The sequence below is a fragment of the Amycolatopsis sp. TNS106 genome (genome assembly GCF_019330265.1).
GTDB lineage: Bacteria > Actinomycetota > Actinomycetes > Mycobacteriales > Pseudonocardiaceae > Amycolatopsis > Amycolatopsis lurida.
In genome coordinates, this window is sequence record NZ_CP024972.1 from 4,219,415 (window position 1) to 4,244,675 (window position 25,261).

Sequence of the window (25,261 nt, forward strand, 5' to 3'; positions counted from 1 at the left end):
AGCACCAGGGATCGCGCGCCCGCGAGGCGGGACGCTGGCCGGGTGATCAGATTCCGCACCGCCGCCGTACTCACCCTTACCGCACTCGCCGCCGTCACGATCGCGCCCGCGGTCTCGGCCGCGCCGAAGGGTCTCGCCTGGGGCCCCTGCCCGTCCGGCTCGCCACCGGGCTACGACTGTGCCGAGATCGAGGTCCCGTTGTCCTATCAGGACCCGGCCGGACCGCGGATCACCATCGCGCTCGGCCGTCTGCCGGCGACGGACCAGAAGCACAAACGCGGCACCCTCTTCACCAATCCCGGCGGCCCCGGTAACCACGGCCGCTTCAGCAAGTTCCAGACCCCCGCCCTGCACCGGCAGTTCGACATCGTCGGCTTCGACCCGCGCGGCGTCGGCGCCAGCACACCGGTCCGGTGCTTCACCTCCGACGCGGAAACCGAGCCGCTCAAACGAATCCTGGGCACCTTCCCGATCACCGCGGAGCAGGAGACCCGGCATTTCGCCGACGTCCGCGAGGTCACCGCCTCCTGCGGCCGCAACGCCGGGCCGCTGCTGGGACACCTGTCGACCGCGAACGTCGCCAGGGACCTCGACAGGATGCGCGAAGCCGTCGGTGAGCGCCGCCTGCGCTATTACGGGCTTTCCTATGGCACCTATGTCGGCGAGGTGTACGCCAACCTGTTCCCGCATCGCGTCGGCGCCTTGGCACTCGACGCCGTCAACGATCCGATCGCCTGGTCCACCGGGCACCGCCCGGAGGACGCGAACGTCCCGTTCAGCACCCGGCTAGGCGGATTCCGGGACGCGGACCGCGCGCTCCAGGCGTTCCTCGACGCGTGCGCGGCCGACACCCGATGCGCGTTCCGCGAACCCGGGACCGATCTGCGGGCCAAGTACGACGCGCTCCTCGACCGGCTCGAAGTCACGCCGGGACCGGTCACCTATCAGGAGGTCATCCGGCGTACCCACAACGCGCTGGTCGACGAGGCCCGCTCCCCCGCGCTGGCGGAATTCCTTCAGTCCGCGACGAATCCCGTTGCGGCGAAGGCCATCGCGACACCTTTCGATTCCGCGATGGGCGGCGGCGGGACGATCTGCGCCGACACCTCGAACCCGCGTGATCCGGCCGCCTGGCCTCGCGCGGCCCGCACGGCCGACCGGGAAAGCCGCGGTTTCGGCTCGTACGACACGTATCTCTCCCTCCCGTGCGCCTTCTGGCCCGTCTCCGATCCGGCGCGGTACACGGGACCGTGGAACCGGCCGACCGCGCCGATCCTGTTGCTGGCCAACGGCAAGGGCGACCCCGAAACGCCGTACGCGGGGGCGAAGCGGACCGAACGCATCCTCGGCAACGCCCGGCTCCTGACGCTGGACGCTTGGGGGCACGGCGCGTTGAACCGCAGCGCCTGTGTCGACGCGGCTGTCGACGCCTATCTGTCCGACGGACGCCTTCCGGCGCGCGGCACCGTGTGCGCCCCGGATCACGCGCCGTTCGACGCCAGGTAGGCCCGGGCGGTGTCCTCGTCGGTGAGCCAACGGGCGTAGTCGGCGGGGTCGGAGAAGATGTTCGCGAACCTGCGCGCCACCTCGGGCGCCGTCTGCGCGGCTTCCAGGGTGGCCAGCACGTGATCCGGCGGCGGACCGAGCAGATCATTGCTCAGCCGGGTCGCGTGCTGCGCCTTTTCCCAGTATTCGGCGAAAGTACCGCGTAAGAACGCTTCGTCGAACGGGCGGTCGCCGCGGTCGAGGATGCGCCGTTCGTAGACCGCCGCCGCGTGTGCCGCCATGTTCGCGCCCTGCCCGGCGATCGGGTCGTTCGTCACCGCGGCGTCGCCCATCGCCAGGACCTTCGCCCCCGACGGCAGCGTCCCGACCGGGTCGCGCACGATCGGCAGGACCCGCCCGCGCAGGACGTCCGGCGGCCCGCTGGGGAGGGCGTCGGCGAGTGACTCCTCGACCCACGGGAACTGCCTGCGCAGCACCGTTTTCGCGGTCTCGAAGTGCTCATCGACGTCGGTGACGCCGTCCCAGACGTCCATGGGGCCGCCGGGCACACCGAAGAACCCGAGACCGAAGACGGGGCCGCGCACGGACTGGACCGGCAGCCCGAACAGCTCACCGGCCGGGGAGAGCCCGAACGTCAGGCCCGGGTACACCGGGAGCGGTTCGTCCCGGCCGGACACCAGGTACAGGATCCCGATGGTGCGCCGCGGCTCGCGGTGCGGGGAACGTGCGTCGTCACGCGGGAAGAGCGCGTCGAACTGCGGTCCCCGTCCGGCCGCGACCAGCACGAGGTCGAACTCGCGGGCGTACTCCTCCAGCCCGTCCGGGGTCACCTTGCCGATCCGCACCTCGCCGCCGCGTCCGGCGAACGCGGTCAGCCAGGCGGACACCTTCACCCGCTGGTCGACCGACTGCGCGGGCTGGTCGAACCGGGCCTGCCACGAGACGGCGGGCTCCGGGGAGTCCCCGGCGAGCCCGAACGACGCGCCGAGGATCTCCGGGGCCTGTCCGTCCCAGAAGTTGATGCCCAGCGCGCGTTCCCGGGTCAGCGCGGGATGGAACACGCACTGGTTCGAGATCAGCCTGCCCGCGCGGATCGTTTCGGCGTCGCGGTCGGTGACCACCGTGACGGCGTATCCGTGCCGCTGCAGGCCCAGGGCCAGGACCAAGCCGGCTTGACCGGCCCCGACCACCACGATCCGGCGCATGGGCTCCCCCTCAGTCGACCAAGGCTTGGTACACCAGGTTCCTCAATTCGACGCGGATCGGATAGGTCGACGACGGCAGCAACTGGGTGAAGAACAAGACCGTGACGTCCTCGTCCGGATCGACCCAGAACGCGGTGCTCGCCGCGCCACCCCAGGCGAATTCCCCGGCACTGGCGAGGGTCTTGGCCTTCACCGGATCGTCGAGCACGGAAAAGCCCAGCCCGAAGCCGAAACCGTCGTACGGCGCCTCGGAGAACCCGGTCCTTCCGCAGGTCTCCAGGTCCACCCCGCCGGGCAGGTGATTGGTCGCCATGAGCCGCACCGTGCGCGGGCCGAGCAGCCGGACGCCGTCGAGTTCGCCGCCGCGCACCAGCATCTGGGTGAACCGGTGGAAGTCACCCGCCGTCGAGACCAGCCCGCCACCACCCGAGAAGCACGAGGGCGCGACGCGGCCGACGTTGCCCAGCTCGTCGTGGCGGAACGGCTCCTTGGTGACCGGATGCGGCACATAGAGCGCGGCCAGCCGGTCGAGATCGCCGGCGGCGGCCTGGAACCCCGTCTCGTGCATGCCGAGCGGGGCGAAGATCCGCTCGGCGAAGAAGACGTCGAGCGGCTGACCGGAGACGACCTCGACGAGCCTGCCGAGGATGTCCGTCGCGACCGAATAGTTCCACTCCGAACCCGGCTGGAACAGCAACGGCAGCCGCGCGATCGCCTCCGAGACACCCGCCAGATCGAGCCCCGGCGCGGTGCCGAGGTCGAACCCCGCCTCACGGTAGAGCGCGTCGACCGGATGCGTGCGGTGGAATCCGTAGGTGAGGCCCGCGGTGTGGGTGAGCAGGTGCCAGAGGCGGATCGGTTCGGCGGCGGGCACGGTCGCCTGCTTCACCGACGAGCCCCCGGCGAAGACCCGCGGTTCCGAGAACTCCGGCAGCCAGCGCGAGATCGGGTCCTTGAGGTCGATGAGCCCCGCTTCGACGAGCATCATCGCGGCGACCGAGGTGACCGGCTTGGTCATCGAGTAGACGCGCCAGATCGTGTCGGTCTCGACCGGCAGCCCGGCCTCGATGTCACGCTGCCCGTTCGACGCGAGATGCGCCACCTTCCCGTTCCTGGTCACCACGACCAGATACCCGGGGATCCGCTTGCGCTCCAGATATCCGTCGAAGTGCTGGTCGATCCGGCGCAGCCGCTCCGCGTCGAAACCCACCTCGGCCGGGTCGACGTCCACCTTCAGCTCGATCATGCGACCGAGGCTACGCGTTCCGCTCGGCCTGTTTCTCCAGTCGCCACGCCTCGTCGGTCTTCCCGATCCGCCAGTATCCGGAGATCGACAGCAGGTCGCGCCGCATGCCCCGGTCGTCCAGCAGATGACGCCGCAGGTCCCGGACGAACCCGGCCTCGCCGTGGACGAACGCCTGCACGACCCCTTCGCGCCAGTCGAGCGCGCGGACGGCGGCCGCGAGGTCGTCACCCCGGCTCCGGTGCAGCCAGGTGATCCGCGCGTCGCCCTTGGTGGTCAGCGACTGCTCTTCGGCGGCGTCCTCCACGAGGATGAACGCGTGCACCGGCACACCGGCCGGCATCGCTTCCAGTGACGCGGCGATGGCGGGCAGGGCGCTCTCGTCCCCGGCGAGCAGATGCCAGTCGGCCTCCTCGCCCGGCGCGTACGCCCCGCCAGGTCCGGAGATGAGCAGCTCGTCGCCCGGTTTCGCGGCGGCGGCCCACGGCCCGGCGACGCCCTCGTCACCGTGGTGGACGAAGTCGAGCACCAGCTCGCCGAGGTTCGGGTCGAAGGCGCGGACGGTGTAGGAGCGCATCCGCGGCCACTGCTCACGCGGCAGCTCTTCGCGGACGCGGGCCAGGTCGAACGGTTCGGGATAGGTGACGCCGGGCACGCGGAAGTGCACCTTGACGTAGGCGTCGGTGAATTCGTTGGGCTGGAAGGAGGCGATCTCTTCGCCCCCGGCGACGATCCGGACCATATGCGGGGTGATCCGCTCGGTGCGCAGCACCCGCAACCGGGTCGCCGACACCGCTCTCCGCGCCTCGGCCATGCACACTTCCTTTCCTGGGTTAGGTGAACCTAACCGAGCGTACGCTTCTCGCCGCCGGGCGAGGTGAGGTCTCCCAGCATCCGATCAAAGCCGTCCCGGACCCGTTCCGCGAATCCGACGAAGAACCGGTTCGCCAACGGAACCGCCCAGCGGCTCCAGGTGGCGACGTTGTACACCCGGTGGGTCACGCGGGCACCGGCCGGATCCTCCTCGACGGTGTACTCACCGCGGTACCACCAGCCACCCTGCTGGGCGAGGAAATGACGCTCGGCATCGATCTCGAAGCCGGGGTTGTACGGCTGCGCCCGCAGCGTCTCCGCGAGCCGGGTGAAGACCTCGGCGACCGGCGCGGGGACCGCACCGGACACCTCGACCAGGAGCTTCACGAAGCCCTCGCGGCCGGATCGCTCACCCGGGTGTTCTGGAAGGACGCGACGCGCCAGCCGTCGGGCTCCTCCACGAGGACGTAGGTCAGCGTCGACTCGCGGCCCGGCTCCGGCTTGCGGTCGGACAGCGACGATCCGCCGCCGGACACGACGATCGCGACGTCCGGCCGGAGGAACCGGACCTTCGGCTCGCCGCCGCCCGCCACCAGCTTCGACCCCTTGAGCGGCCCCTCGAACAAGGACCGGTGCGCGCTCTCGATCATCGCCCGGCCGGGCATGTTCATCCCGAAAAAGGTCACGTAGTCGGCGTCTTCGGTGAAGTGCGACGCGTACGCGGCCGCGTCGCCGTCATTCCACGCGTCGGCGAGCTTGCCCAGTACGGCCAGTACTTCGGCCTGTCGTTCGGTCATGATTCCCCTCCCGTGACGAACGGTGTTCGTTAGACGAACACCGTTCTACAGGCGAACAGTGTTCGCGTCAAGTAGAGTTCCCGGCGAACCCCGGATCAGGAGGCGAACGAAGTGAGCAGGCCCCGGCGTCGCGCCGAGAAACCCGTGCTGTCCCAGGAGCTCGTGGTGAAGACGGCACTGGACCTCCTCGCCGCCGAGGGACTGGAGGCGGTGAGCATGCGGCGAGTGGCCCAGGCGTTGGAGACCGGCCCGGCGTCGCTCTACGCCCACGTCGCGAACAAGGAAGAGCTCCACGAGCTGATGGTCGACCACGTCCTCGCCTTCGGCCCGTTCCCGAAGCCCGATCCGCGGCGATGGGTCGAGCAGGCGAAGGAACTGCTGCGCGACAACGTGCGCGCGCTGACGTCGGTCCCCGGGATCGCCAAGATCGCGTGGGCCATCCCCGTCCCGGTCGGCGCGAACGCCCTGCAACAGGCCGAAGCGATGCTCGCGGTACTGCGCGCGGGCGGCCTCGATCTCAAGCGGGCCCTGTTCGCCGCCGACGCGTTATGGCTCTACGCCAAGGCTTTCGCCTACGAAGGCGCCGGCTGGCAACACGGCGACATCGACCTGGCCGAACAGGAGGAACGCGGCAAGCGGATGGTCGAGTACATGACGTCGTTCCCGCCCGGCGCCTTCCCGAACCTGCTGGCTTCGGGTGAGTACTTCACCGCGGAGACGGCTCAGGAACGATTCGAGTTCGCCATCGATCTCTTCCTGCGCGGCTTGGCCTCCACCGCCCCGTGAGTGCCCGCGCCCGGCCACGCGCGTGTCGTCCGTCCAGTCACGCGTGTCGTCCGTCTGATCACGCGTGTCGTCCGTCCGGGCTCAGAGCAGTGCGACCGCGGCCGCGTACTGCGGCACCAGATGAGCCCCCAAGGAAGCCTTCATCTCCGACATCTTCTTCCCGAACACCACCCGCGTCCGCCCGGTTTCCACCGCCCACCGCACCGTTTCGCCGTAGAAGTGGAAGTACAGATTGGGCCGCCCGCCGAGTTCCGGTGGCAGTGCCGCCCAGTGGCGGGCGATCGGCAGCGTCGGGTGGTCGAGAAGGGTCGCGACGGCGATCGCCCGGCCCGTGGCCGTCTCGCGGTACTCGATGACGTGCACATCCGGTTGCCGCAACAGCGCGCTCACATAGCCCACGAACGCCGGAAGCGGCACGATCGGCACGTCGTGGTGCTTGGTCTCGTTGTGCCGCAACAGTTCCGCTATCTCAACCGGATCGACCTCGGCACCGGGACGCACACGCACGCCGATCGACGGGTCGGCCTCGAACGTCCGGAAGATCTTGCGCAGGTTCTGTTTGCGTTTCCTCGCCAGCGAGTTCATCCAGTCGTCCCGGCTCGAGAACGGCGAGACGTCGAGGACCGCGACGTCCTCGGTCCGGCGCACCATCTTCAGCCCGCCGCAGACACTGTCCACTCCGGACTCGCCGACCTGGCGCACCAACAGTGCGCGCAGCCCGAAGCCGAGTTCCGCGCGCATGGCCGGGACGAACGAATCCAGCAGCATGCCGACGCCGCCGTCCTCGTCCGTGCCGTCGAACCACCAGCCCGGCATCGCCCCCGAACCGGGGGCACGGACGTCGAGACCGCCGACGCGCCCGCGTCCCTTCGGCCGGGCGAACCGGTGCCGCCGGGTGAGTCCGGTGACCCAGGCGGAGCTGACCACGCCACGCGGTTCCCCGTCTTCGAGCAGGACCGTGACCGGCTGTTCGGTGCGCGCCGCCCACGCCTGGGTGGTGAGCACCTCCCAGCTCCAGTCCGCGCGCAGACCGGCCTTGGCCCGCAACGGCCTCCAGTAGGCGGGCTCCGGATCACGGCGGGGGTCCAGCACTTCGATCACCATCGCGTCACCGGTCTCGGCACGATGACCCCGAGCAGCGGGACCGGCTGGAAACCGAGGGTCGCCTTGAGATCGGTCAGTCCCCGGCCCATCGACAGGGACTTCCGGTTGCCTTCGATCATGTAGCGCACATTCCGGACGACGGCCTCGAAGTAAAGATGCTTCGGCCGTCCCTCCTCCGGGGCCAGCGCGGCCCAATGCTGGTGCAGCGGCGCGACGGGATGGTCGAGCACGTTGGTGAACGCCAGCAGCCTGCCTTCGCCGTCGTGGTAGGTCGAGGTGATCACGTCGGGTCTGCGCACGAGTTCGCCGAGGTATTCGGCGGTGACCGGGCCGCGCCGGTCGAACTTCACCGGTCCCATCCGCGCACGGTGCTCCCGCAGCAGGGTCGCCAGTTCCCGTGCGTCGAGGTCGGTGCGGGCGGCCTCGGTGCGGATGACCACGTCCGGGTCGGCCGCGATCTTCTTCGACTGGCTGCGCAGGCTCAGCCGCCTGCTCCGGCGCAGGGACGCCAGCCACCCGTCGACGTCGACGAACCTGTTCTCCAGTACCGACGTCGGCATCGTGTCTCGCACGGGCCTGCCCCGTCCGGCCAGCATGCCGAGCGATTCCGGCTCGACGGTCCGGTAAAGGACGCCGAGACAACCGGGTCCGGTGTAGCGGCAGACGGCGCGCTCGAACCGGCGCATGATCTCCCGCCGGTCGGCGGCGTCGACACCGTCCGCGAACAGCCACGGCGGGTATCCGGAAAGCCACGCGTGCTGCACCTCGACCCAGCGCGGTCCGAGCCGCGCCACGCCGCGCACGGCAGCGGGACGGTCCGGGGAGACCGGTGCGCACAGCATCGCCAGCACCGCGGCAACGATCTCGCCTCCGTCACTGATCACGGTGAGCACGGTGGGGCTGCGGGAAAAGCGTGACTCCACCCGCAGCAATCCGTAGTCCCACGGAACCGGGGCCTGCTGTGCGACGAGGAATCCCGCCCAGCCGTCGGGTTCCGGATCGGTCCGCGGGTCGAGCACCCGCACGCCCCAGGTCATCGGCCCAGCACCGGTCTCGGTACGGCGACCGACACCAGGGACCTGGTGCCGAAGCCGAGCGGCGTCTTGTTCTCGAGCATCGCCCGGCCGGCCGTCAGTTCGGGGCGCCGGTGCGTGATCATGTGCTCCACTCCCCTGGCATAGAAGTCGACATAGAGCCCTTTCCGTCCGCCCGTCGCGCTCGGCAGCGCGGCCCACTGGTGCAGCGCGCAGCCGTCTTCGGCGTCGAACACCGTGCCGAATCCCAGCAACCGCCCGGCTCCGTCCCGGTAGGTACGGGTGATGACGTCCGGACGGCGGACGAGCGCGTCCAGATAGGACGGTGCGATCGGGCTCCGCGTGTCCATGTGCAGCCCGCCGAACCGCGACCGCTGTCCCCCGGCCCAGGCACGGTCGTCCTGTCTGGACCGGTGAGCGTTGAGCATCACGGCCAGTTCGTGGCAGTCCAGATCCCGGCGGGCCGTCGCCGCTTCGGTACGCAGCTCCCCGTCTCCACGCAGGTCGTGCAGGGTCTTCCGGATCCCGTCGTCGAGGGCCCGTTCCCATTCGTCCACAGTGGAGTACCCGTTGGTCAGCACGGCGGCCGGGTCGATCTCGCGGGACATCCGGCCGCGGCCGTCCAGCGCCGGGAGGAGTTCCGGGTTCATCGCGCGGTAGATCACGCCCAGCAGGCCCGGACCGAGGTGGGCGCACAGTGCGCGTTCGAACCGGCGGACCAGTTCCCGCCGTTCGGTCTCGTCCAGCCGCTCGTCGAGCACCCCGGCGGGATACCCGCTGAGCTGCCAGAGGTAGGCCTCCGCCCAGCGCGGGCGGAACCGTCCACCCAGGACGGACAGCGGCGCGAAGTCACCCGCCCGCCAGCTCCGGCACACCATCACGGTGAACGCGCCGACGATCGTCCCGTTCCGGCGGAGCACCGCGAGCACCGCGGGGTTCTTCGCCATCCAGGCTTCCCGGCGCAGGACCTCGTACTCCCACACCGGCCACAACCTCGCCCGCCGCAGGAAACCACCCCAGCCCTCGGGTTCGGCCGCGCTGCGCGGATCGAGCACCTCGACCTCGAACGCGGTGCTCCGTGCCGCCGCCTTCATCGTCGCCGTCACGTGAGCACGACCGGTGTCCCGTGTCGCGGGCACGGCGCGATCTCGCCACGGACGCCGCCCGCCGGGAGCACGTCCACGAACCGCGGGGAATCCTGCCGCAGCAGCGTGAACGCGAGACCGCCCGTCGTCGGGCGCGCGTAGACGCGAGGCCAGTCGAGATGCCACCGGCCGCATTCCTCGATCGCGCCGAGGTAACCCAGTGCCGGATCGTGGAGTACCCCGTACGGGCCGGAGTCCATTGTGTCCAGTTCTCGTCGCGGTACGGATTCGACCCGGTACGCACGGTCTTCGGGCAGCGCCGCCGCGAAGACGGCGAGCTGTTTGTCGTCGCCGATCGCGAGCACGCGTCGACCGCGGCGGAGCTCGGCCGACACTTCCGCCAGCACACCCGACGCCGGCACGTCGGGATCCACCACGCAGCAACGAACCCCGCGTGGCAGGTCCACCGGAGTCCGCACCTCGTCCCCGCCGAGCACGACGACCAGTGCGTCCCCGGTCACCGAACGTGCCTTGCGCAGCACGGGCCCCAGCCCACGACTGGGCTCGATCCGTTGTGTGCCACCGGCGAGCGGTACCAGGTCGACGATCTTGTGCACCGCCTCGGCCAGCGGCACCGCGCCGCCGTCCGTCCCGGTGCGACCCGGCACCAGCACGGGATCCGTTCTGCCGTCGAGTGCCCAGCGCTCCCGGTAGAACGGCACCGTCGCGAAGGCCGACCGCACGGACCGCCGATAGGCGGCACGCCAGGCAGCACTCACCCCCACTGTCCACATGGCGCGCAAGCTTGCGTCATCGACGCCGGTTTGGGAATACCTCGCGCCGGGTTCACCCGGTTTCCGCCCGACTTCCCATCTTTTCGACTGAGCTGAAAGGACGAACTTTCGGTATGTGCTGGCGAGAACAAAGCGAGTCTGCCTATAACACGGGAACTTTCGAGCCGGCACGACCTGCCGGCGCCTGGGGCCAAGGGGACACATGAACCGTGAAATCACGACGGGTGACGCTACGAACACGATAGCGCACTCACCGCAGGGATTCGACAGATGAGCTGGTCGATACCCGGACCCACCCGGAGTGGACTCACCGTAGTCGTCCCGTGCTTCAACGAAGTCGACAACGTCGAGCCGTCCTATGAGGAGATCGTCGCCGAGTTGGGAAATCTCCCCCTCGAACTGCTCTATGTGGACGATGGGAGTACCGACGGGACGCTGGACGTCATCCGCGCGCTCGCGCACACCGACCCCCGGGTGCGGTATGTGTCCTTCACCCGGAACTTCGGTTTCGAAGCGGCCTTTTCCGCCGGCTATCGGTACGCGGGGAAACCGTGGCTCCTACACATCGACGCCGACCAGCAGTTCCCGGCCGCCGAAGCGGGGAAATTGATCACCGCCGCCGAGGCCGGTCATGACGCCGTTTTCGGCGTCCGCACCAATAGACAAGACCCCTTACTAAGACGCTGGGGCACCGCCGCGTTCCATTTCCTCGGCCGTCGCGTGCTGCGCATCGAAATCCCGCCCGGCGCGACGGCGTTCCGCCTGGTGCGCACGGAGCTCGCGCGCAAGATCGTCGATCTCCGGCTGGGCACCCCGTACTTCCTCGCCACCGTGCCGAGGCTGACCAGCCGCTACACCACCGTCCAGGTGGCACACCGGGCCCGTGAACGCGGCGAGTCCAAGGTGGGCTTCGGTTTTCTTTCCTCGCATGCCATCGAGTTGTTCGTCGGCTTCACCCGGCGGCTGACGACGGTGGCTTCGACCACGGCGATGCTGACCGCCGGGATCTCGGTACTCGCCGGGATCGCGGCCGCCACCGGCCTGCTCGGCTTGACCGCCGCGTCGGCGCTGACGTTCGTCCTGTTCTCCGTGCTGCTCACGGTGCTCGCGCTGACCGTCCGCTACCTGGTCGTGGTCGGCGCGGGACAGCCGCGGCCACGGCAGTTCTACATCAGGGAAGCCAACTTCCCGGTCGACGAGGACGACCGGCTCTACGCCTCGGCCATGGCCGAGATCCATCCTGGGGAAAGGCAAGCGGGAGTGAAGAAAACCGAAGACACGGCGGCCACGCGGAGCCTGGTGATCCTGGGCGGCGCCGACGGTTCGGTCAGCACGTATCACCGGGCGCGGGAACTCGGTTTCCGCACCATCTGCGTGGACGTCCGCGCGAGCGCGCCCGCGGTGGCGCTGGCCGACGAGTTCGTCCAGGTCAGCGTCCGCGCGCCGGAGCAGATCGCGGCCGCGCTCGAGGGACGGGACGACATCGCCGGGGTGCTCTGCCCCGCCAGCGACGTCGGACTGCCCGCGCTCGCCTGGCTCACCCGGCACTGGAACCTGCCGGATCCGCTGCCCGAGGCCGCCGTCGCCGCCTCGGTCGACAAATCCGTCTTCCGCGAACTCTGTGACCGGCTGCGCCTGCCGACCTACCGCAGTGTCGGCGGGAAGCCGGGCCCGGATCTCGCGCTCGCCGCGCAGCAGCTGCGGTTCCCCACGCTGGTGAAACCGGTCGACTCCTCCGGGAGCCGCGGTGTCATCTCGTGCGCCAGCCCCGGCGGCCTGACCAGTGCTTTCTCCGATTCGCTCGCGTTCTCGCCGTCCGGCAGGCTGGTCGTCGAGGAACACCTCGACGGCTCGCATTACACGATCGAAGCGCTCGTGGTCGACGGCCGGATCGTGTTCCACGCGGTCACCCGGCGCACGCTGACCCCGCCGCCGTTCTTCGTGACGGCGTCGCACCTGTTGCCCGCGGGGCTGCCGCCGGTGATCGACCGCGCGCTGCCGGTGATGCTGGCCGCGTTGTGCGGGGAACTCGGCTACCGCACCGGGCCGCTCACCCTCGACGCGGTGCTGGGCCGTGACGGGAAGTTCTACCTGATCGAGATGGGTGCCCGGATGGGCGGGAACGGCCTGGCCGAGGCGATCGAGCACAGCACCGGCGTCGACCTGATCGCCGCGGGGATCGCCGCCGCCACCGGCGACGAGGTGGTGCTCTCCCCGCGGGACCCGCGGCCGACGCTCATCCACATCCTCGCCTCCGACCGCGGTGGCCGGATCGTGCGCATCGAAGGCGTCGACGAGGTCCGGGCCATGCCCGCGGTGCACAACCTCGAACTGTTCGCGGAGCAGGACTCCTACGTCAAACCGTACGAGCAGGCGGGCTACAAGATGGGGTACGCCGTGCTTTCGGCACCGACCGTGCCCGAGGTGCTCGCGGCGGAGGACGAGTTGCGCGGCACGCTGAAGTTCCTGCTCGACGAACAGGGGATGGCGGTACCGCTCCCTTGACCGGAACCTCGCTCACCGGTGCCGGCACCGCGTCGATCGCGGCGCCCAAGCCGTCGATGGTGCTCCGGCTGCTCGCCGGGCGCGGTGTCTTCCGGCTGGCGATCCAGGCGATGGGCTTGGTGCTGGTCACGGCGTGGGGCGCGCACGACTACGGCCGGTTCGCCACCGCGCTCGGGCTGATGACCTGGCTCAACTTCGTGCCGTCCGCGGCGGAGAAGTCGGCGTTGAAGTGCCTGCCCCGGTTGCGGATGACACGGGACGCGGTCGCGGCGCTGGCCGTCCGTGTCGCCGTCGTCCCGGTGCTGGTGGTCCTGGCGGCGATGACGGTCGCGCTGATCGTCGCGCCGGACTCGGACGCCGCGCTGTACCTGACGGCCGCGGGCTGGTCGATCTCCGGCGGCCTGCTGATGACGGTCTCCGGCCTGCACCGCTTCACCGGTAAGTCCACTTTGGACGCTCTTGCGTTCACGGCGGGCGCGCTGGTGGTCGGCGTCGTGACGGTGGGCACCTGGTTCGTCCGCTGGTCGCCGTTGACGCACCTCGGCCTGCTGCTCGCCGGCATCCTGCTCATCCTCGGCTTCTCCGCGGCCCTGCTGCCGAGGAAGTGGCTGCGGGTGGAAAGGATCGACGGGCACCGGCTCCTGCCCGCGTTCGGCCGGACCACGGTGCTGCTCGGGATGACCGAGGTGCTGGACGTCCTCGCGACGTCGACGGTGTTCGGGGTGCTGGCGCTGGCGGGCCGGACCGTCGACAGTGGACCTTTCTACGTCGCGCTGCTGGCCAGTAGCGCGTTCTGCTCGCTGTTGTTCTATCAGCTCCGGGTGCACCAGCCGTCGATCTCGGCGCGGCTGCGCGGAAGCGGAGCGGCGGCCGGCCGGGCCCGCGCGGTGGCACTGCTGAAGCTGGTCGAACGGGGGTCGCTCGCGTTCCTCGTCCTGGTGGGCATCGCCCTCGTGATCCCGGCGGCCCGCGCGGTGCTGACCGCCGAAGACACCGTCGGCGGGTACGTGGTCCTCGGCGTCTTCGTCCTGGTCGAAACGGTGCTGTTCGCCGTCCGGCTCTACGCGGGCTTCCTGATCGAGAACACCAACAGCAAGGTCCTCACGCTCACCGCGTCGGCGTCGATCGCCGGTCTGGTCGCCACCCCGCTGGCCGCCGCCGCGCTCGTCCCGGCGATGGGACCGGTCGGCGGGTTCGCCGCCCTCGTCTTCGCGATCGGCGCGCGGGCGACCGTCCTCCGGCGGTTGCTGCGCCGCCACCACCCCGAACTCTGAACGTCGCACTGGAGAAGGAAATGTACGTACTGGGAATCAGCAGGGTCCACGACTCGGCGGCCGCGCTCGTGCGCGACGGCGAGATCATCGCTTTCGCCGAAGAAGAACGCTTCACTCGGAAGAAGCACGACGGGGACTTCCCCGCGGAGGCGATCAAGTTCTGCCTGGAGCGCGGCGGGATCACCCTCGCCGACGTCGACCACGTCGCCTACTACTGGCAGCGCTGGCGCGAAGGCATCCACGCGGCGAAGGTGTTCGCGAAGTACTTCCCGGCGACGCTGGAGGTCTTCCGCAACCAGAACGGCGACGAGGGCGGCTCCTCGGCGGGAATGGTGGAGACGTTCAAGACCGGTGGCGGCAAAGGCGTCGACGACTATCACGTCGGCGGTGCGGTGCTCGCGCACATCAAGCGGTCCTTCACTCTCGAGCGCGACGTGAAGGAGGCCGTGGGCTGGACGGGCCCGACGAAGTTCAAGACACATCTGGTCGACCACCACAAGGCGCACGCCGCCAGCGGGTACTTCATCTCGCCGTGGGAAGAGTCGGCGGTGCTCACCTTCGACGGGATCGGCAGCGACGGCACCGCGACCTATCTGGGCCACGGCAAGGGAAACCGGATCATCGACATCCGGCGGATCAAGTTCCCGCACTCGCTCGGCGCGATGTACGCGGGCGTCACCGGCTATCTGGGCTTCTACCCCACCCGTGACGAAGGCAAGATCATGGGTCTGGCGCCGCTCGGCAACGACACCTACGTCGACGCGTTCAAGCAGCTGATCCACCTCGACGACGACGGCGGCTACGAGCTCGACCTGAGCTTCTTCGGCCACCACCGCACCGGCAAGCACGTGATGTCGAAGAAGTTCACCGACCTGTTCGGCCCGGCACGGCCCAAGACCCGGGTCACCGCGGAGAACCCGGTGCCGCAGCACTACTGCGACGTCGCCTACGCGTTGCAGGTCACCCTGGAGGAAGCCGGACTGCACATCGCGCGCTGGCTCCAGCGGGAAACCGGATCGCGGCGGCTGTGCGTCGCGGGCGGCGTCGCGCTGAACAGCGTGATGAACGGGCGGATCCTGCTGGAGACGCCGTTCGAGGACTTCTTCGCCCAGCCTGCGGCCGCCGACGACGGCTGCGCGCTCGGCTCGGCGCTGGAGGTGTCGGTCGGCAAGTACGGCAAGCCCCGTCCTCGCGACGGCTACACCTACACCGGCCCGGACTACACCGAGGCGGAGATGGAACTGGCGCTGCAGGACGCCGGGGTCCGCTACACCAGGGTCGACGACATCGCCGCGCACACGGCGAAGAAGATTTCCGAGGGCAAGATCATCGGCTGGGTGCAGGGGCGGATGGAATGCGGGCCGCGTGCGCTCGGCAACCGTTCGCTGGTCGCCGACCCGCGCGACCCCGACTCCAAGACGCGGATGAACGAGAAGGTCAAGCACCGCGAGGCCTTCCGGCCGTTCGCGCCGTCGTGCCTGGCGGAACGCGCGGGCGACTGGTTCGTCAGTGACTACCCGTCGCCGGTCATGCTGCTGGTGTTCGACGTCCTGCCGGACAAACGCGACGAGGTCCCGGCCATCACCCACGTCGACGGCACCGCCCGCGTGCAGACGGTGACCGAAGCGGACAACCCGCTGTACTACCGGATGATCAGCGAGTTCGAGAAGCTCACCGGCGTGCCGATGGTGGTCAACACCTCGTTCAACGACAACAACGAACCGATCGTCGCCAGCCCGGCCGACGCGGTGGCCTGTTACCTGAAGACCGACGTCGACGCCCTCACCCTCGGGCCGTTCTGGGCAGAGAAGGACGACCTGTGACCGCGACCTTGCCCGACACCGACGGCTGGATTCCCGCGCTCTACCGGCGGCGGAAGTGGCTGTGGCTGGTACCCGCCGTCCCGGCCGTGGTGACCACGCTGCTGATCATGGTGATCCTGCCGCCGGACCAGACGCTGGACAACGTCGTCGACTGGGCGTTCAAGCTGTGCCCGTTCGTGTTCGCGGTCGCCACGGTGGCGCTCTTCCCGCGCACCAAATGGGGTCCCGCGCTGATCGTGCTCGCGGTGTTCGTCTACATGTCCTATTTGGACACGGAACTGATCATGCGGATCCAGGCGTTCGCCAGGAACGCCGCCACCGACGAGAACGCCTTCCAGCCGGTGTACCAGTTCGAACTGTTCATCGTGACGTTCATCGTCCTGTTCGGGCTGATGGCGTACCGCCTGGGCGGTGGCCGGACGGCGAACGTGCTCAAGACCGGGATCGCGGCGATCCTCGTGGTGATCTCGGGTGCGAACGACCTGACGTTCTGGGCGCTCAACGACGTCTGGGCCGCGGGGACGAAACCGACCGAGCTCAAATGGGCGTCGCATATGATCGTGTTCCTCGGCGGGCCGCCGAGCGTTCCGGTGGCGGTGATGTTCATGCTGGTCCACCTGGTGCTGGCGGCGATCGTGGTGGCGCTGCCGGTCGGCCGGTGGGTCGACCGGGCGCTGGGTCTCGTTCCGACCTCGCGCGAGGCATAAGTCAGGCGTGCTTGACGTCGGCCCGTTATGCCGTCGCATGTCCGTTCACGTGAGCCGGCGCACCAGACCGTCGGCCAGCAACCGCCCGCGATCGGTCAGCACCGCGCGTCCCTGATCGTCCAAAGCGGACTGATCGAGCAGCCCTTCGGCGGCGGCGGCGCGGGCTTCGGCCCGGCCGTCGTCGTCGAGGGCGTCGAGCGGAAGCCCTTCGGAAAGCCGGAGTTCCAGCATCACGCGTTCCAGGTGCCGGTCCTCGTCGGTCAGCAGTTCGCGGCCCGCGGCGGGCGACTCACCCGCCGCGAGGGACGCGGCGTACCGGGCCGGGTGCTTGACGTTCCACCACCGGACGCCGCCGACGTGACTGTGCGCGCCCGGCCCGGCGCCCCACCAGTCGCCGCCGCGCCAGTAGCCGATGTTGTGCCGGCAGCGGGCTTCGTCCGAGCTCGCCCAGTTGGACACCTCGTACCAGCGCAACCCCGCCGAGGCGAGAACGCGATCGATCATCTCGTAGTCGGCGGCCAGCACGTCGTCGTCGGGCGCGGGCAGTTCGCCACGGCGGATGCGGCGGGCGAGCGCGGTGCCCTCTTCGACGATCAGCGCGTACGCCGAGACGTGGTCGACCCCGGCGGCCAGCACCGCGTCGAGCGAAGCCTGGAGATCTTCGGTCCGCTCCCCCGGCGTGCCGTAGATGACGTCGAGGTTGACGTGCTCGAATCCCGCGGCGCGGGCCTCTTCGGCGGCCGCGACCGGACGGCCCGCGGTGTGCACGCGGTCGAGGATCTTCAGCACGTGCTGCGCGGCCGACTGCATCCCGAGCGAGATCCGGTTGTACCCGGCGTCGCGGATCCCCGCGAAGAACTCGGGCGAGGTGGACTCGGGATTGGACTCCGTCGTCACTTCGGCGTCCGGCGCGAGTCCGAAGGTGTCGCGAACGGCGTCGAGAACGCTTCGGAGCCCGTCGGCACCGAGCAGGGACGGGGTGCCGCCGCCGACGAAGACGGTGTCGACCGCGGGTGCCTTCCCCAGCACCCGCGCGGCCAGGTCGAACTCGCGCTTGAGGCCTTCGAGCCAGGACTGCGGCGACGAATCGCTGTCCAGCTCGCCGGCGGTGTAAGTGTTGAAGTCGCAGTAGCCGCAGCGGGTCGCGCAGAAGGGGACGTGCACGTAGACACCGAACGGTCGCGTGCCGAGCCCTTCCAGCGCGCTCTCGGGGAGCGCGGACTCGACGGGCGTGGTGGTTTCGGGCAGCAACGCGGGCACACCCCAGTGTCCCCCACGCCGTGAAGGCCTCCTTCCCCGGGGAAAGAGGCCTTCACGAGACAGGGCTATCTGTCGGCGATGCGCACCTTGACCGACGTGGAACGGGTGCCGTCCTCGAAGCGCACCCAGACGAGGGTCTCCATGTTCAGCGAGTAGTCGTTGACCACGTGGTCGACCGACCAGTCGCCCTGCTCGTCCGTGACGGCGTCTCGGCTCATGGCGACCTCGACCAGCACCGTGTGGGACAGGTGTCCCCGGACGTTCGGCGAGCAGCCGACCGCCTCGAACCGGTACGAATCACCCTTGTGCAGCACCGCCCCTTCATCGGGCGAGATCAGCCTGCAACCCTGCTGAGCCCCGGAAGCCGTACCGGGGATCAGCAGGGACGCCAGCACCATCGCGGCGACCACCCATCGGCGCATGCGCAACTCCTCCGTCCTCTGTGGATCGGAGATCGAAGTTAGCGGCGCCGGCGGCCCGGCGCGGCCTCACTCACCCGAAGCGGTACTAGGCCAACCCGTTCGCGGCCAGCCACTCCGGCGACGGCGGGATCACCTCGATGATGTCGATCAGGAAGCCGTTCAGGTCCTCGATGTAGAAGTGCCGCTGGCCGAATTCCTCGTCCACGAGTTCGGTGACGATCTTGACCCCCTCCTCGCGCAGCCGCTCGTATTCGGCCGCCGCGTCGGCGACCATGAAGCCGACCATGGAGCCGGCCGCTTCCTGCGCCCGCCATGGCTCCGGCGTGGCCTGGTGACCACGCTTGGCGAAGCTCATCTCGTAGCCGGGGACGCCGACGTTGAGGCTGGAGAACCAGTCGAGCTCGATCGTCACCGTCAACTGCATGTGCCGCTTCCACCAGGCGGTGGTCTCGGCGATGTCGTCGACGAGCACACAGGCACCGAAACCGCTGAGTTGCATCTGGTGTTTCCTCCCAGTTCTAAACCACTTGATGCGTAGTACTATAGACATAGTGGTTTGACTGAGGCAAGGAGAATGTTCCGATGCGACAGAACCCGGAGCGCCGGACCGCGCTCACCGACGCCGCGATCACCGTCCTCGCCCGCGAAGGCGCACGCGGCCTCACCTACCGCGCCGTGGACGTCGAAGCGGACGTCCCGCCGGGAACGACGTCCAACTACTTCCGCAACCGGGACCAGCTGCTCGGCGAGGTGGGCGTCCGCGTGCACGAGCGGCTGTCGGCACCGGCGGACGTGATGGCGGAGTCGCCCTCCCACGACCGGGTCGGCGTCCTGCTCGGCGAGCTCATGGGACGGCTGACCGCCCACCGCGAGCCCTATCTCGCCCTCCTCGAACTCCGGCTCGAAGCCACCCGCCGCCCGGATCTCTCGGCCGAGCTGACCAAGACCATCCGCGAGGGCATCGACATGAGCGTCGACTGGCACATCGCGGCGGGGATGCCGGGCGGGCGCCCGGAGGTCCTGCTGATGTACCTCGCGCTGACCGGGCTCACCGTCGAACGGCTGACCCTGCCGGAGGTACTCGCGGACGTCACCGACAAAGAGATCATCAGGATCATCGTGGACCGTGTTCTCCCGTCGTGAGGAGCGCGCGTTCTGCGTCACAATGCCCGGCCGCGAACCCGGACTTGACCTTCAAGACCGGCCTTTGACCAGCCAAAACAGCTGAATCCGGACGGTGTTCCCAGCATTCGGACCGGCCTGGACCACATAGTGGGCGCGTGGCACGCTGAATCAATGACCCGCGCCGGAATCACCCTCGTGGCACGCCGCCACGTGGATCTCCGTCGTGTGGCGAGCGCGCTCTGTGCGACGAACCGCTGACTCCCCGCCACCACCACGATCTGCCGGAGGACTCCCATGTCGTCGCCCACGCGCGAGACCCCTGCCCGTACGCCCCGGGTGAAACAGAAACGGGGCGAGGGACAGTGGGCACTGGGGTATCGCGAACCCCTGAACCCCAACGAGCGGTCCAAAAAGGACGACAACCCGCTCAATGTCCGGGCCCGGATCGAGAACATCTACGCCCGCGGCGGCTTCGATTCGATCGACCCCGGTGACCTCCGCGGCCGGTTCCGCTGGTTCGGTCTCTACACCCAGCGCAAGCCGGGGATCGACGGGGGACGCACCGCGACGCTGGAACCCGAAGAGCTCGACGACCGCTACTTCATGCTGCGGGTGCGGCTCGACGGCGGCGCGCTGACCACCGAGCAGCTCGCCGTGCTCGCCGAGATCTCGCAGACCCACGCGCGCGACACCGCCGACATCACCGACCGGCAGAACATCCAGTACCACTGGATCCAGATCGAAGACGTCCCGACGATCTGGGCGAAGCTCGAAAAGGCCGGGATGACCACGTTGGAGGCGTGCGGCGACAGCCCGCGCGTCATCCTCGGCTCCCCGGTCGCGGGCATCGCCGCCGACGAGATCATCGACGGCACCCCCGCGATCGACGAGATCAAACGCCGCTACATCGGCGACCCGCGCTATTCGAACCTGCCGCGCAAGTTCAAGACCGCGGTCTCCGGGCAGCAGGACGTCGCGCACGAGATCAACGACGTCGCCTTCGTCGGCGTGAACCACCCCGAACACGGCCCCGGCTTCGACGTCTGGGTCGGCGGCGGCTTGTCCACCAACCCGATGATCGGGCAGCGGCTGGGCGCCTGGGTCTCGCTCGACGAGGTCCCCGACGTGTGGGAAGGCGTCATCAGCGTCTTCCGCGACTACGGCTACCGGCGGCTCCGCGCCCGCGCCCGGATCAAGTTCCTGGTGAAGGACTGGGGTGCCGCGAAGTTCCGGCAGGTACTGGAAGACGAGTACCTCAAGCGCAAGCTGACCGACGGCCCGGCACCCGAGGTGCCCGCCGCCCAGATCGACCACGTCGGCGTGTACCCGCAGATCGACGGGAAGTTCTACGTCGGTGCCGCGCCGGTCGCGGGCCGCGTGTCCGGTGCCATCCTGCTGGCCGTCGCGAAGGCCGCCGAGCGGGCCGGGTCGAACCGCGTCCGCCTGACGCCGCACCAGAAGCTCGTGGTCCTCGACGTGCCCGAGACCGAGGTGGACGGGCTGAAGAGCGAGCTGGCCGAGCTCGGCTTGGAGACCGAGCCGTCGCCGTGGCGCCGCGGCATCATGGCCTGCACCGGCCTGGAGTTCTGCAAGCTCGCGATCGTCGAAACCAAGGCGCGCGCGATCGAACTGGTCACCGAACTGGAAAAACGCCTCGCCGACATCCAGGCCGAGATCGAGAACCCGGTGACCGTGCACCTCAACGGCTGCCCCAACTCGTGTGCCCGCGTCCAGACCGCCGACATCGGGCTCAAGGGCCAGATCGTCACCGACGAGGACGGCAAGCAGGTCGAGGGCTTCCAGGTGCACCTCGGCGGCGGGCTCGGCCTGGACGCTGGGTTCGGCCGGAAACTGCGTGGGCACAAGGTGACCGCGTCGGAGCTGACCGCGTACGTCGAACGGGTCGTGCGGGCGTACATCGCCGGCCGCGAACCCGGCGAGCGGTTCGCCCAGTGGGTCCTGCGGGCCGACGAGAGCGTCTTGCAATGACCGAGCGCGCGACCCCGTACTACTGCCCTTTCTGTGGCGATGAAGACCTGCGGCCCGAAGAGGGCGGCTCGTGGCTGTGCTCGGGCTGCCGCCGGGTCTTCACCGTGAAGTTCCTCGGACTGTCCTTTCCGGAGGTGTCGCAAGGATGACCGCCACTGCCGACTACAAGACGCTCGCCGAACGGGCTTCGAAGGAGCTCGCGGAGGCGACCGCGACCGAAGCCCTGCGCTGGACCGCGGAGACCTTCGGCGACGACTTCATCGTCGCGTCGAACATGCAGGACGCCGTCCTCATCGATCTGGCCACCCAGGTCAAACCCGACGTCGACGTGCTGTTCCTGCAGACCGGCTACCACTTCCCGGAGACCATCGGCACCCGTGACGCGGTGCAGGCGGTGTATCCGGGCGTGCGGATCGTCAACGCCGAGGCCGCGCAGAGCGTCGCCGAACAGGACGCCGAGTACGGCCCGAAGCTGCACGAGCGCGACCCGAACCAGTGCTGTCATCTGCGCAAGGTCGTACCGCTGCGGAACACGCTCGCGAAGTACTCGGCGTGGGTGACCGGTGTCCGCCGCGTCGACGCGCCGACCCGCGCGAACACCCCCATCGTCACCTGGGACGACCGCAACGGGCTGGTGAAGATCAATCCGATCGCGCCGTGGTCCGACGACGAGTTCAGGGACTACATCGACGAGCACGGGATCCTCGAGAACCCGTTGGTGTCCATCGGTTATCTGTCGATCGGCTGCGCGCCGTGCACCGCGAAGGTCGCTCCGGGCCAGGACCCGCGCAGCGGCCGGTGGGCCGGGCAGGGCAAGACCGAGTGCGGTTTGCACGGGTGAGAAGGGACGACATGACCACGCTCGAACCAGTCGCCGCCGCGGCACAGGACAACCTGGCGGCCTTGGAATCCGAGGCCATCCACATCTTCCGCGAGGTGGCGGGCGAGTTCGACCGGCCGGTGATCCTGTTCTCCGGCGGCAAGGACTCGACGCTGCTGCTGCACCTGGCGATCAAGGCGTTCTGGCCCGCTCCGGTGCCCTTCCCGTTGCTGCACGTGGACACCGGGCACAACTTCGACGAGGTCATCGACTTCCGCGACCGCGTCGTCGAGCAGCACGGGCTGCGGCTGGTGGTGGCGAAGGTCCAGGACTGGATCGACGACGGCAGGCTCGAAGAGCGCGCCGACGGGATGCGCAACCCGCTGCAGACCACGCCGCTGCTCGACACGATCGCCGAGAACAAGTTCGACGCGGTCTTCGGCGGCGGGCGCCGTGACGAGGAGCGCGCTCGTGCCAAGGAGCGGATCTTCAGTCTGCGCAACGCTTTCGGCCAGTGGGAGCCGCGACGGCAGCGCCCCGAACTGTGGAACCTCTACAACGGCCGTCACCGCCCCGGCGAGCAGGTCCGCGTCTTCCCGCTGTCCAACTGGACCGAGGCGGACGTCTGGAACTACATCGCGCGGGAGAAGGTCGAACTGCCGTCGATCTACTACGCGCACCGGCGCGAGGTCTACCAGCGCGACGGCATGTGGCTGGCCGAAGGCCCGTGGGGCGGCCCGAGGCCGGACGAGGTCGTCAAGGAACTGACCGTGCGCTACCGGACCGTCGGCGACGGTTCGTGCACGGGCGCCATCGAATCGACCGCCGCCACGGTGGACGAGGTCATCGCCGAGGTCTCGGCCTCCCGGCTCACCGAACGCGGCGCCACCCGCGCCGACGACCGGATGTCGGAGGCGGCGATGGAAGACCGCAAGCGGGAAGGGTACTTCTGATGTCCAGCCTCCTCAGGCTCGCGACCGCGGGCAGCGTGGACGACGGGAAGTCGACCCTGGTCGGGCGGCTCCTGTACGACACCAAATCCGTCCTCGCCGACCAGCTGGACGCGGTCACCCGCGCCAGCGTCGACAAAGGACTGTCCACTCCGGACTTGTCCCTGCTCGTGGACGGCCTGCGCTCGGAACGCGAGCAGGGCATCACGATCGACGTGGCGTACCGGTACTTCGCCACTCCGAAGCGGAGTTTCGTGCTCGCGGACACGCCGGGCCACGTGCAGTACACGCGGAACACGGTGACCGGTGCGTCCACCGCGCAACTGGCCGTGCTGCTGGTCGACGCGCGCAAGGGCGTCATCGAGCAGACCCGCCGTCACGCCGCGGTGCTCGCGCTGCTGGGCGTCCCGAACCTGGTACTGGCGGTGAACAAGATCGACCTCGTCGGCTACGACGAAGCGACGTTCACCGTCATCGCCGAGGAATTCGCCGAGCACGCCGCGTCACTGGGCTACGAACGGGGTTCCGTGCTCGCGGTGCCGGTTTCGGCGCTGGTGGGCGACAACGTGGCGGAGAAGTCGGACAAGACCCCGTGGTACTCCGGCCCGACCCTGCTGGAGCACCTGGAAACCGTGCCGGTGGCGCCGGATCCGCACGATTCGGCGTTCCGCTTCCCGGTGCAGTACGTGATCCGGCCGCGCACGGCCGAGCACCCCGACTACCGCGGGTACGCGGGGCAGATCGCGGCGGGCACCGTCCGGCCCGGTGACGAGATCGTCGTGCTCCCGCAAGGAATCCGCAGCCGGGTGGAGGGCATCGACACCGCCGACGGGCCGCTCGCCGAAGCCGGCGCCGGTACCTCGGTGACCCTGTTGCTCACCGACGACGTCGACATCTCGCGGGGCGACCTGATCGCCGCCGCCGACCGGCAGCCGACGGTGACCGACGAGATCACCGCGACCCTCTGCTGGCTCTCGGCCAAGGCGCTCAAGCCTGGCGCGCGGGTGCTGGTGAAGCATGGGACGCGGACGGTGCAGGCGCTCGTCGGCGAACTCCACGCACGGTTCGACGAGCAGACCTTGTCCAGTGTGGACGGTCCGGGCACGTTGGAACTCAACGACATCGGCCGGGTCACGCTCCGGCTGGCCGAGGAGATCGGCGTCGACGACTACGGCGTCAGCCCGCGGACGGGCGCCTTCCTGGTCATCGACCCGAAGGACGGCGATACACTGGCTGCCGGACTCGTCGGCGAAAGGTTCGCATGACCCCACCGCTCCTCGCCGTCGCCCACGGCAGCCGCGATCCGCGGTCCGCCGCGACCATCCGCGCCCTGCTCGACGTCTCCCGGGGGCTGGCACCGGATCTCGACATCCGCGAGTCCTTTTTGGATCTCTCGGAGCCGCTGCTCACCGACGCTCTGCGCGGTCTCTACGCCGAGGGACATCGCGAGGTGGTCGTGGTGCCCCTGCTGCTCGGCGTCGCGTACCACGCCCGGGTCGATCTGCCCGCGCTCGTCGCCGAGGTGACCGCGGACTGCCCGGGCCTCGACGTGCGGGTTTCCGGGGTGCTGGGCATCGACCCGCTGATCGAGACGGTCGCGTTGGACCGGCTCGCCGAGGCCGGCGCCGATCTGGACGATCCGGGGCTGGGTGTCCTGCTGGCCGGCGTCGGTTCGTCGAACGTCGCGGCGAACGACGCGGTCGCCGGGATCACCACCCGCTGGCACCTGCGTCGCGGGCTGCTCGCGACCCCCGCGTTCGCCAGCGCCGCGCAGCCGGACGTGCCCGCCGCCATCGCGCGGTTGCGGCTCAACGGCGCCGAGCGGCTCGCGGTCGCGGGCTGGTTCCTCGCGCCGGGGCTGCTGCCGGACCGGATCGCGCGACTGGCCAGGGAAGCCGACCCGTCGGTGATCGTCGCCGGGCCGCTGGGGCCGGACCCCCGGATCGCCGGGCTCGTCCTGGACCGCTACGACGTCGCCGCCGCCCGGCTCGCCGCCTGATCATTCATCGGCACAGTAGA

Annotated in this window: 26 protein-coding genes and 2 pseudogenes; 16 read left to right on the top strand and 12 right to left on the bottom strand. The window is 69.5% G+C overall.

Features of this window, described 5'->3' with window-relative positions; all coding sequences use genetic code 11:
- Positions 1-42: 42 nt before the first annotated feature.
- On the top strand, positions 43-1,506 hold the full coding sequence (locus CVV72_RS18935; protein WP_219153604.1) for an alpha/beta hydrolase: 1,464 nt from the start codon (positions 43-45) through the stop codon (positions 1,504-1,506).
- On the opposite strand, the gene CVV72_RS18940 is transcribed toward CVV72_RS18935, so the two are convergent.
- From CVV72_RS18940 to CVV72_RS18960, 5 genes are read right to left on the bottom strand one after another with little or no spacing between them, the layout of a single operon-like run.
- Entirely contained in the window at positions 1,482-2,711 is a 1,230-nt protein-coding gene (locus CVV72_RS18940) for a styrene monooxygenase/indole monooxygenase family protein (RefSeq protein ID WP_219153605.1), read from the bottom strand. The genes CVV72_RS18935 and CVV72_RS18940 overlap by 25 nt on opposite strands.
- Positions 2,712-2,721: 10 nt before the next feature.
- On the bottom strand, positions 2,722-3,957 hold the full coding sequence (locus CVV72_RS18945) for a serine hydrolase (protein WP_219153606.1): 1,236 nt from the start codon (positions 3,955-3,957) through the stop codon (positions 2,722-2,724).
- Positions 3,958-3,967: 10 nt separating this feature from the next.
- Entirely contained in the window at positions 3,968-4,768 is an 801-nt protein-coding gene (locus tag CVV72_RS18950; protein WP_219153607.1) for a siderophore-interacting protein, read from the bottom strand.
- Between the two features lie 29 nt (positions 4,769-4,797).
- The gene (locus CVV72_RS18955) at positions 4,798-5,154 is read right to left on the bottom strand and encodes a hypothetical protein (protein ID WP_219153608.1); all 357 of its coding nucleotides are present in this window, start codon (positions 5,152-5,154) and stop codon (positions 4,798-4,800) included.
- Complete coding sequence (locus CVV72_RS18960) at positions 5,151-5,564, bottom strand: SgcJ/EcaC family oxidoreductase (protein ID WP_219153609.1); 414 nt, start codon at positions 5,562-5,564, stop codon at positions 5,151-5,153. Before CVV72_RS18960 ends, CVV72_RS18955 begins: the two co-directional genes overlap by 4 nt.
- 111 nt (positions 5,565-5,675) lie before the next feature.
- On the opposite strand from CVV72_RS18960, the gene CVV72_RS18965 reads away from it, so the two are divergent.
- Entirely contained in the window at positions 5,676-6,350 is a 675-nt protein-coding gene (locus tag CVV72_RS18965; protein WP_219153610.1) for a TetR/AcrR family transcriptional regulator, read from the top strand.
- 81 nt (positions 6,351-6,431) lie between these two features.
- Here CVV72_RS18965 and CVV72_RS18970 read toward each other — a convergent pair whose 3' ends face one another.
- The 4 genes from CVV72_RS18970 to CVV72_RS18985 are packed head-to-tail and all read right to left on the bottom strand — an operon-like array spanning position 6,432 to position 10,316.
- The gene (locus tag CVV72_RS18970; RefSeq protein WP_219153611.1) at positions 6,432-7,454 is read right to left on the bottom strand and encodes a GNAT family N-acetyltransferase; all 1,023 of its coding nucleotides are present in this window, start codon (positions 7,452-7,454) and stop codon (positions 6,432-6,434) included.
- Positions 7,448-8,491 carry a GNAT family N-acetyltransferase gene (locus tag CVV72_RS18975; protein WP_219153612.1) on the bottom strand — a complete coding sequence of 348 codons (1,044 nt, stop codon included), beginning with the start codon at positions 8,489-8,491 and terminating at the stop codon, positions 7,448-7,450. Before CVV72_RS18975 ends, CVV72_RS18970 begins: the two co-directional genes overlap by 7 nt.
- Positions 8,488-9,582, bottom strand: coding sequence for a hypothetical protein (locus CVV72_RS18980; RefSeq protein WP_219154018.1), 1,095 nt, complete (start codon positions 9,580-9,582; stop codon positions 8,488-8,490). Before CVV72_RS18980 ends, CVV72_RS18975 begins: the two co-directional genes overlap by 4 nt.
- A gap of 8 nt (positions 9,583-9,590) precedes the next feature.
- The gene (locus CVV72_RS18985; RefSeq protein WP_219154019.1) at positions 9,591-10,316 is read right to left on the bottom strand and encodes a hypothetical protein; all 726 of its coding nucleotides are present in this window, start codon (positions 10,314-10,316) and stop codon (positions 9,591-9,593) included.
- Positions 10,317-10,637: 321 nt separating this feature from the next.
- Between CVV72_RS18985 and CVV72_RS41980 the strand changes: the two are divergent.
- From CVV72_RS41980 to CVV72_RS19005, 6 genes and pseudogenes are all read left to right on the top strand, one after another.
- Positions 10,638-11,588: pseudogene (locus CVV72_RS41980) on the top strand (glycosyltransferase family 2 protein); the annotation flags it as partial.
- Between the two features lie 435 nt (positions 11,589-12,023).
- Positions 12,024-12,506, top strand: a pseudogene (locus tag CVV72_RS41985) (acetyl-CoA carboxylase biotin carboxylase subunit family protein); the annotation flags it as partial.
- Positions 12,480-12,872: a hypothetical protein gene (locus tag CVV72_RS41990; protein WP_370641963.1), complete on the top strand. Its 393-nt coding sequence runs from the start codon at positions 12,480-12,482 to the stop codon at positions 12,870-12,872. The pseudogene CVV72_RS41985 and the gene CVV72_RS41990, both read left to right, overlap by 27 nt.
- On the top strand, positions 12,869-14,146 hold the full coding sequence (locus CVV72_RS18995; RefSeq protein ID WP_219153614.1) for a hypothetical protein: 1,278 nt from the start codon (positions 12,869-12,871) through the stop codon (positions 14,144-14,146). The genes CVV72_RS41990 and CVV72_RS18995 overlap by 4 nt, the downstream gene beginning before the upstream one ends.
- Before the next feature lie 20 nt (positions 14,147-14,166).
- Positions 14,167-15,969, top strand: a complete 1,803-nt coding sequence (locus CVV72_RS19000; RefSeq protein ID WP_219153615.1) for a carbamoyltransferase C-terminal domain-containing protein — start codon at positions 14,167-14,169, stop codon at positions 15,967-15,969.
- Complete coding sequence (locus CVV72_RS19005; protein WP_219153616.1) at positions 15,966-16,676, top strand: hypothetical protein; 711 nt, start codon at positions 15,966-15,968, stop codon at positions 16,674-16,676. The genes CVV72_RS19000 and CVV72_RS19005 overlap by 4 nt, the downstream gene beginning before the upstream one ends.
- Positions 16,677-16,721: 45 nt before the next feature.
- Here the strand turns inward: CVV72_RS19005 and hemW are convergent, their stop codons facing one another.
- The 3 genes from hemW to CVV72_RS19020 form a co-directional block, all read right to left on the bottom strand.
- Complete coding sequence (gene hemW / locus CVV72_RS19010) at positions 16,722-17,936, bottom strand: radical SAM family heme chaperone HemW (protein ID WP_219153617.1); 1,215 nt, start codon at positions 17,934-17,936, stop codon at positions 16,722-16,724.
- A gap of 65 nt (positions 17,937-18,001) precedes the next feature.
- Positions 18,002-18,358 (bottom strand): hypothetical protein, encoded by a 357-nt coding sequence (locus CVV72_RS19015; RefSeq protein ID WP_219153618.1) that lies wholly within the window; start codon positions 18,356-18,358, stop codon positions 18,002-18,004.
- Positions 18,359-18,443: 85 nt separating this feature from the next.
- Complete coding sequence (locus CVV72_RS19020) at positions 18,444-18,857, bottom strand: VOC family protein (protein WP_219153619.1); 414 nt, start codon at positions 18,855-18,857, stop codon at positions 18,444-18,446.
- A gap of 83 nt (positions 18,858-18,940) precedes the next feature.
- Here CVV72_RS19020 and CVV72_RS19025 point away from each other — a divergent pair, with 83 nt between their 5' ends.
- The 8 genes from CVV72_RS19025 (at position 18,941) to CVV72_RS19055 (ending at position 25,241) form a co-directional block, all read left to right on the top strand.
- Positions 18,941-19,501, top strand: a complete 561-nt coding sequence (locus CVV72_RS19025; RefSeq protein ID WP_219153620.1) for a TetR/AcrR family transcriptional regulator — start codon at positions 18,941-18,943, stop codon at positions 19,499-19,501.
- Positions 19,502-19,654: 153 nt separating this feature from the next.
- On the top strand, positions 19,655-19,741 hold the full coding sequence (locus tag CVV72_RS41995; protein WP_360907593.1) for a putative leader peptide: 87 nt from the start codon (positions 19,655-19,657) through the stop codon (positions 19,739-19,741).
- 36 nt (positions 19,742-19,777) lie between these two features.
- Positions 19,778-21,472 (top strand): nitrite/sulfite reductase, encoded by a 1,695-nt coding sequence (locus CVV72_RS19030; RefSeq protein ID WP_219153621.1) that lies wholly within the window; start codon positions 19,778-19,780, stop codon positions 21,470-21,472.
- On the top strand, positions 21,469-21,621 hold the full coding sequence (locus CVV72_RS19035) for a hypothetical protein (RefSeq protein ID WP_034316341.1): 153 nt from the start codon (positions 21,469-21,471) through the stop codon (positions 21,619-21,621). Before CVV72_RS19030 ends, CVV72_RS19035 begins: the two co-directional genes overlap by 4 nt.
- Complete coding sequence (locus tag CVV72_RS19040) at positions 21,618-22,313, top strand: phosphoadenylyl-sulfate reductase (RefSeq protein ID WP_219153622.1); 696 nt, start codon at positions 21,618-21,620, stop codon at positions 22,311-22,313. Before CVV72_RS19035 ends, CVV72_RS19040 begins: the two co-directional genes overlap by 4 nt.
- Before the next feature lie 11 nt (positions 22,314-22,324).
- The gene (gene cysD, locus CVV72_RS19045; protein ID WP_034316337.1) at positions 22,325-23,245 is read left to right on the top strand and encodes a sulfate adenylyltransferase subunit CysD; all 921 of its coding nucleotides are present in this window, start codon (positions 22,325-22,327) and stop codon (positions 23,243-23,245) included.
- On the top strand, positions 23,245-24,507 hold the full coding sequence (locus tag CVV72_RS19050) for a sulfate adenylyltransferase subunit 1 (protein ID WP_219153623.1): 1,263 nt from the start codon (positions 23,245-23,247) through the stop codon (positions 24,505-24,507). The genes cysD and CVV72_RS19050 overlap by 1 nt, the downstream gene beginning before the upstream one ends.
- Entirely contained in the window at positions 24,504-25,241 is a 738-nt protein-coding gene (locus CVV72_RS19055) for a sirohydrochlorin chelatase (RefSeq protein ID WP_219153624.1), read from the top strand. Before CVV72_RS19050 ends, CVV72_RS19055 begins: the two co-directional genes overlap by 4 nt.
- The last annotated feature ends 20 nt before the right edge of the window (positions 25,242-25,261 follow it).

Bases quoted from the DNA above. Each gene is read 5' to 3' on its own strand.
- CVV72_RS19030 (WP_219153621.1), top strand. From the start codon at position 19,778: ATGTCGTCGCCCACGCGCGAGACCCCTGCCCGTACGCCCCGGGTGAAA.
- CVV72_RS19050 (WP_219153623.1), top strand. From the start codon at position 23,245: ATGTCCAGCCTCCTCAGGCTCGCGACCGCGGGCAGCGTGGACGACGGG.
- CVV72_RS19020 (WP_219153619.1), bottom strand. From the start codon at position 18,857: ATGCAACTCAGCGGTTTCGGTGCCTGTGTGCTCGTCGACGACATCGCC.
- cysD (WP_034316337.1), top strand. From the start codon at position 22,325: ATGACCACGCTCGAACCAGTCGCCGCCGCGGCACAGGACAACCTGGCG.
- CVV72_RS18940 (WP_219153605.1), bottom strand. From the start codon at position 2,711: ATGCGCCGGATCGTGGTGGTCGGGGCCGGTCAAGCCGGCTTGGTCCTG.
- CVV72_RS19040 (WP_219153622.1), top strand. From the start codon at position 21,618: ATGACCGCCACTGCCGACTACAAGACGCTCGCCGAACGGGCTTCGAAG.
- CVV72_RS19000 (WP_219153615.1), top strand. From the start codon at position 14,167: ATGTACGTACTGGGAATCAGCAGGGTCCACGACTCGGCGGCCGCGCTC.
- CVV72_RS18970 (WP_219153611.1), bottom strand. From the start codon at position 7,454: ATGGTGATCGAAGTGCTGGACCCCCGCCGTGATCCGGAGCCCGCCTAC.
- CVV72_RS41995 (WP_360907593.1), top strand. From the start codon at position 19,655: ATGACCCGCGCCGGAATCACCCTCGTGGCACGCCGCCACGTGGATCTC.
- CVV72_RS18950 (WP_219153607.1), bottom strand. From the start codon at position 4,768: ATGGCCGAGGCGCGGAGAGCGGTGTCGGCGACCCGGTTGCGGGTGCTG.
- CVV72_RS18945 (WP_219153606.1), bottom strand. From the start codon at position 3,957: ATGATCGAGCTGAAGGTGGACGTCGACCCGGCCGAGGTGGGTTTCGAC.
- CVV72_RS18975 (WP_219153612.1), bottom strand. From the start codon at position 8,491: ATGACCTGGGGCGTGCGGGTGCTCGACCCGCGGACCGATCCGGAACCC.
- CVV72_RS18980 (WP_219154018.1), bottom strand. From the start codon at position 9,582: ATGAAGGCGGCGGCACGGAGCACCGCGTTCGAGGTCGAGGTGCTCGAT.
- CVV72_RS19015 (WP_219153618.1), bottom strand. From the start codon at position 18,358: ATGCGCCGATGGGTGGTCGCCGCGATGGTGCTGGCGTCCCTGCTGATC.
- CVV72_RS19025 (WP_219153620.1), top strand. From the start codon at position 18,941: ATGCGACAGAACCCGGAGCGCCGGACCGCGCTCACCGACGCCGCGATC.
- CVV72_RS41990 (WP_370641963.1), top strand. From the start codon at position 12,480: ATGGGCGGGAACGGCCTGGCCGAGGCGATCGAGCACAGCACCGGCGTC.
- CVV72_RS19035 (WP_034316341.1), top strand. From the start codon at position 21,469: ATGACCGAGCGCGCGACCCCGTACTACTGCCCTTTCTGTGGCGATGAA.
- CVV72_RS19055 (WP_219153624.1), top strand. From the start codon at position 24,504: ATGACCCCACCGCTCCTCGCCGTCGCCCACGGCAGCCGCGATCCGCGG.
- CVV72_RS18960 (WP_219153609.1), bottom strand. From the start codon at position 5,564: ATGACCGAACGACAGGCCGAAGTACTGGCCGTACTGGGCAAGCTCGCC.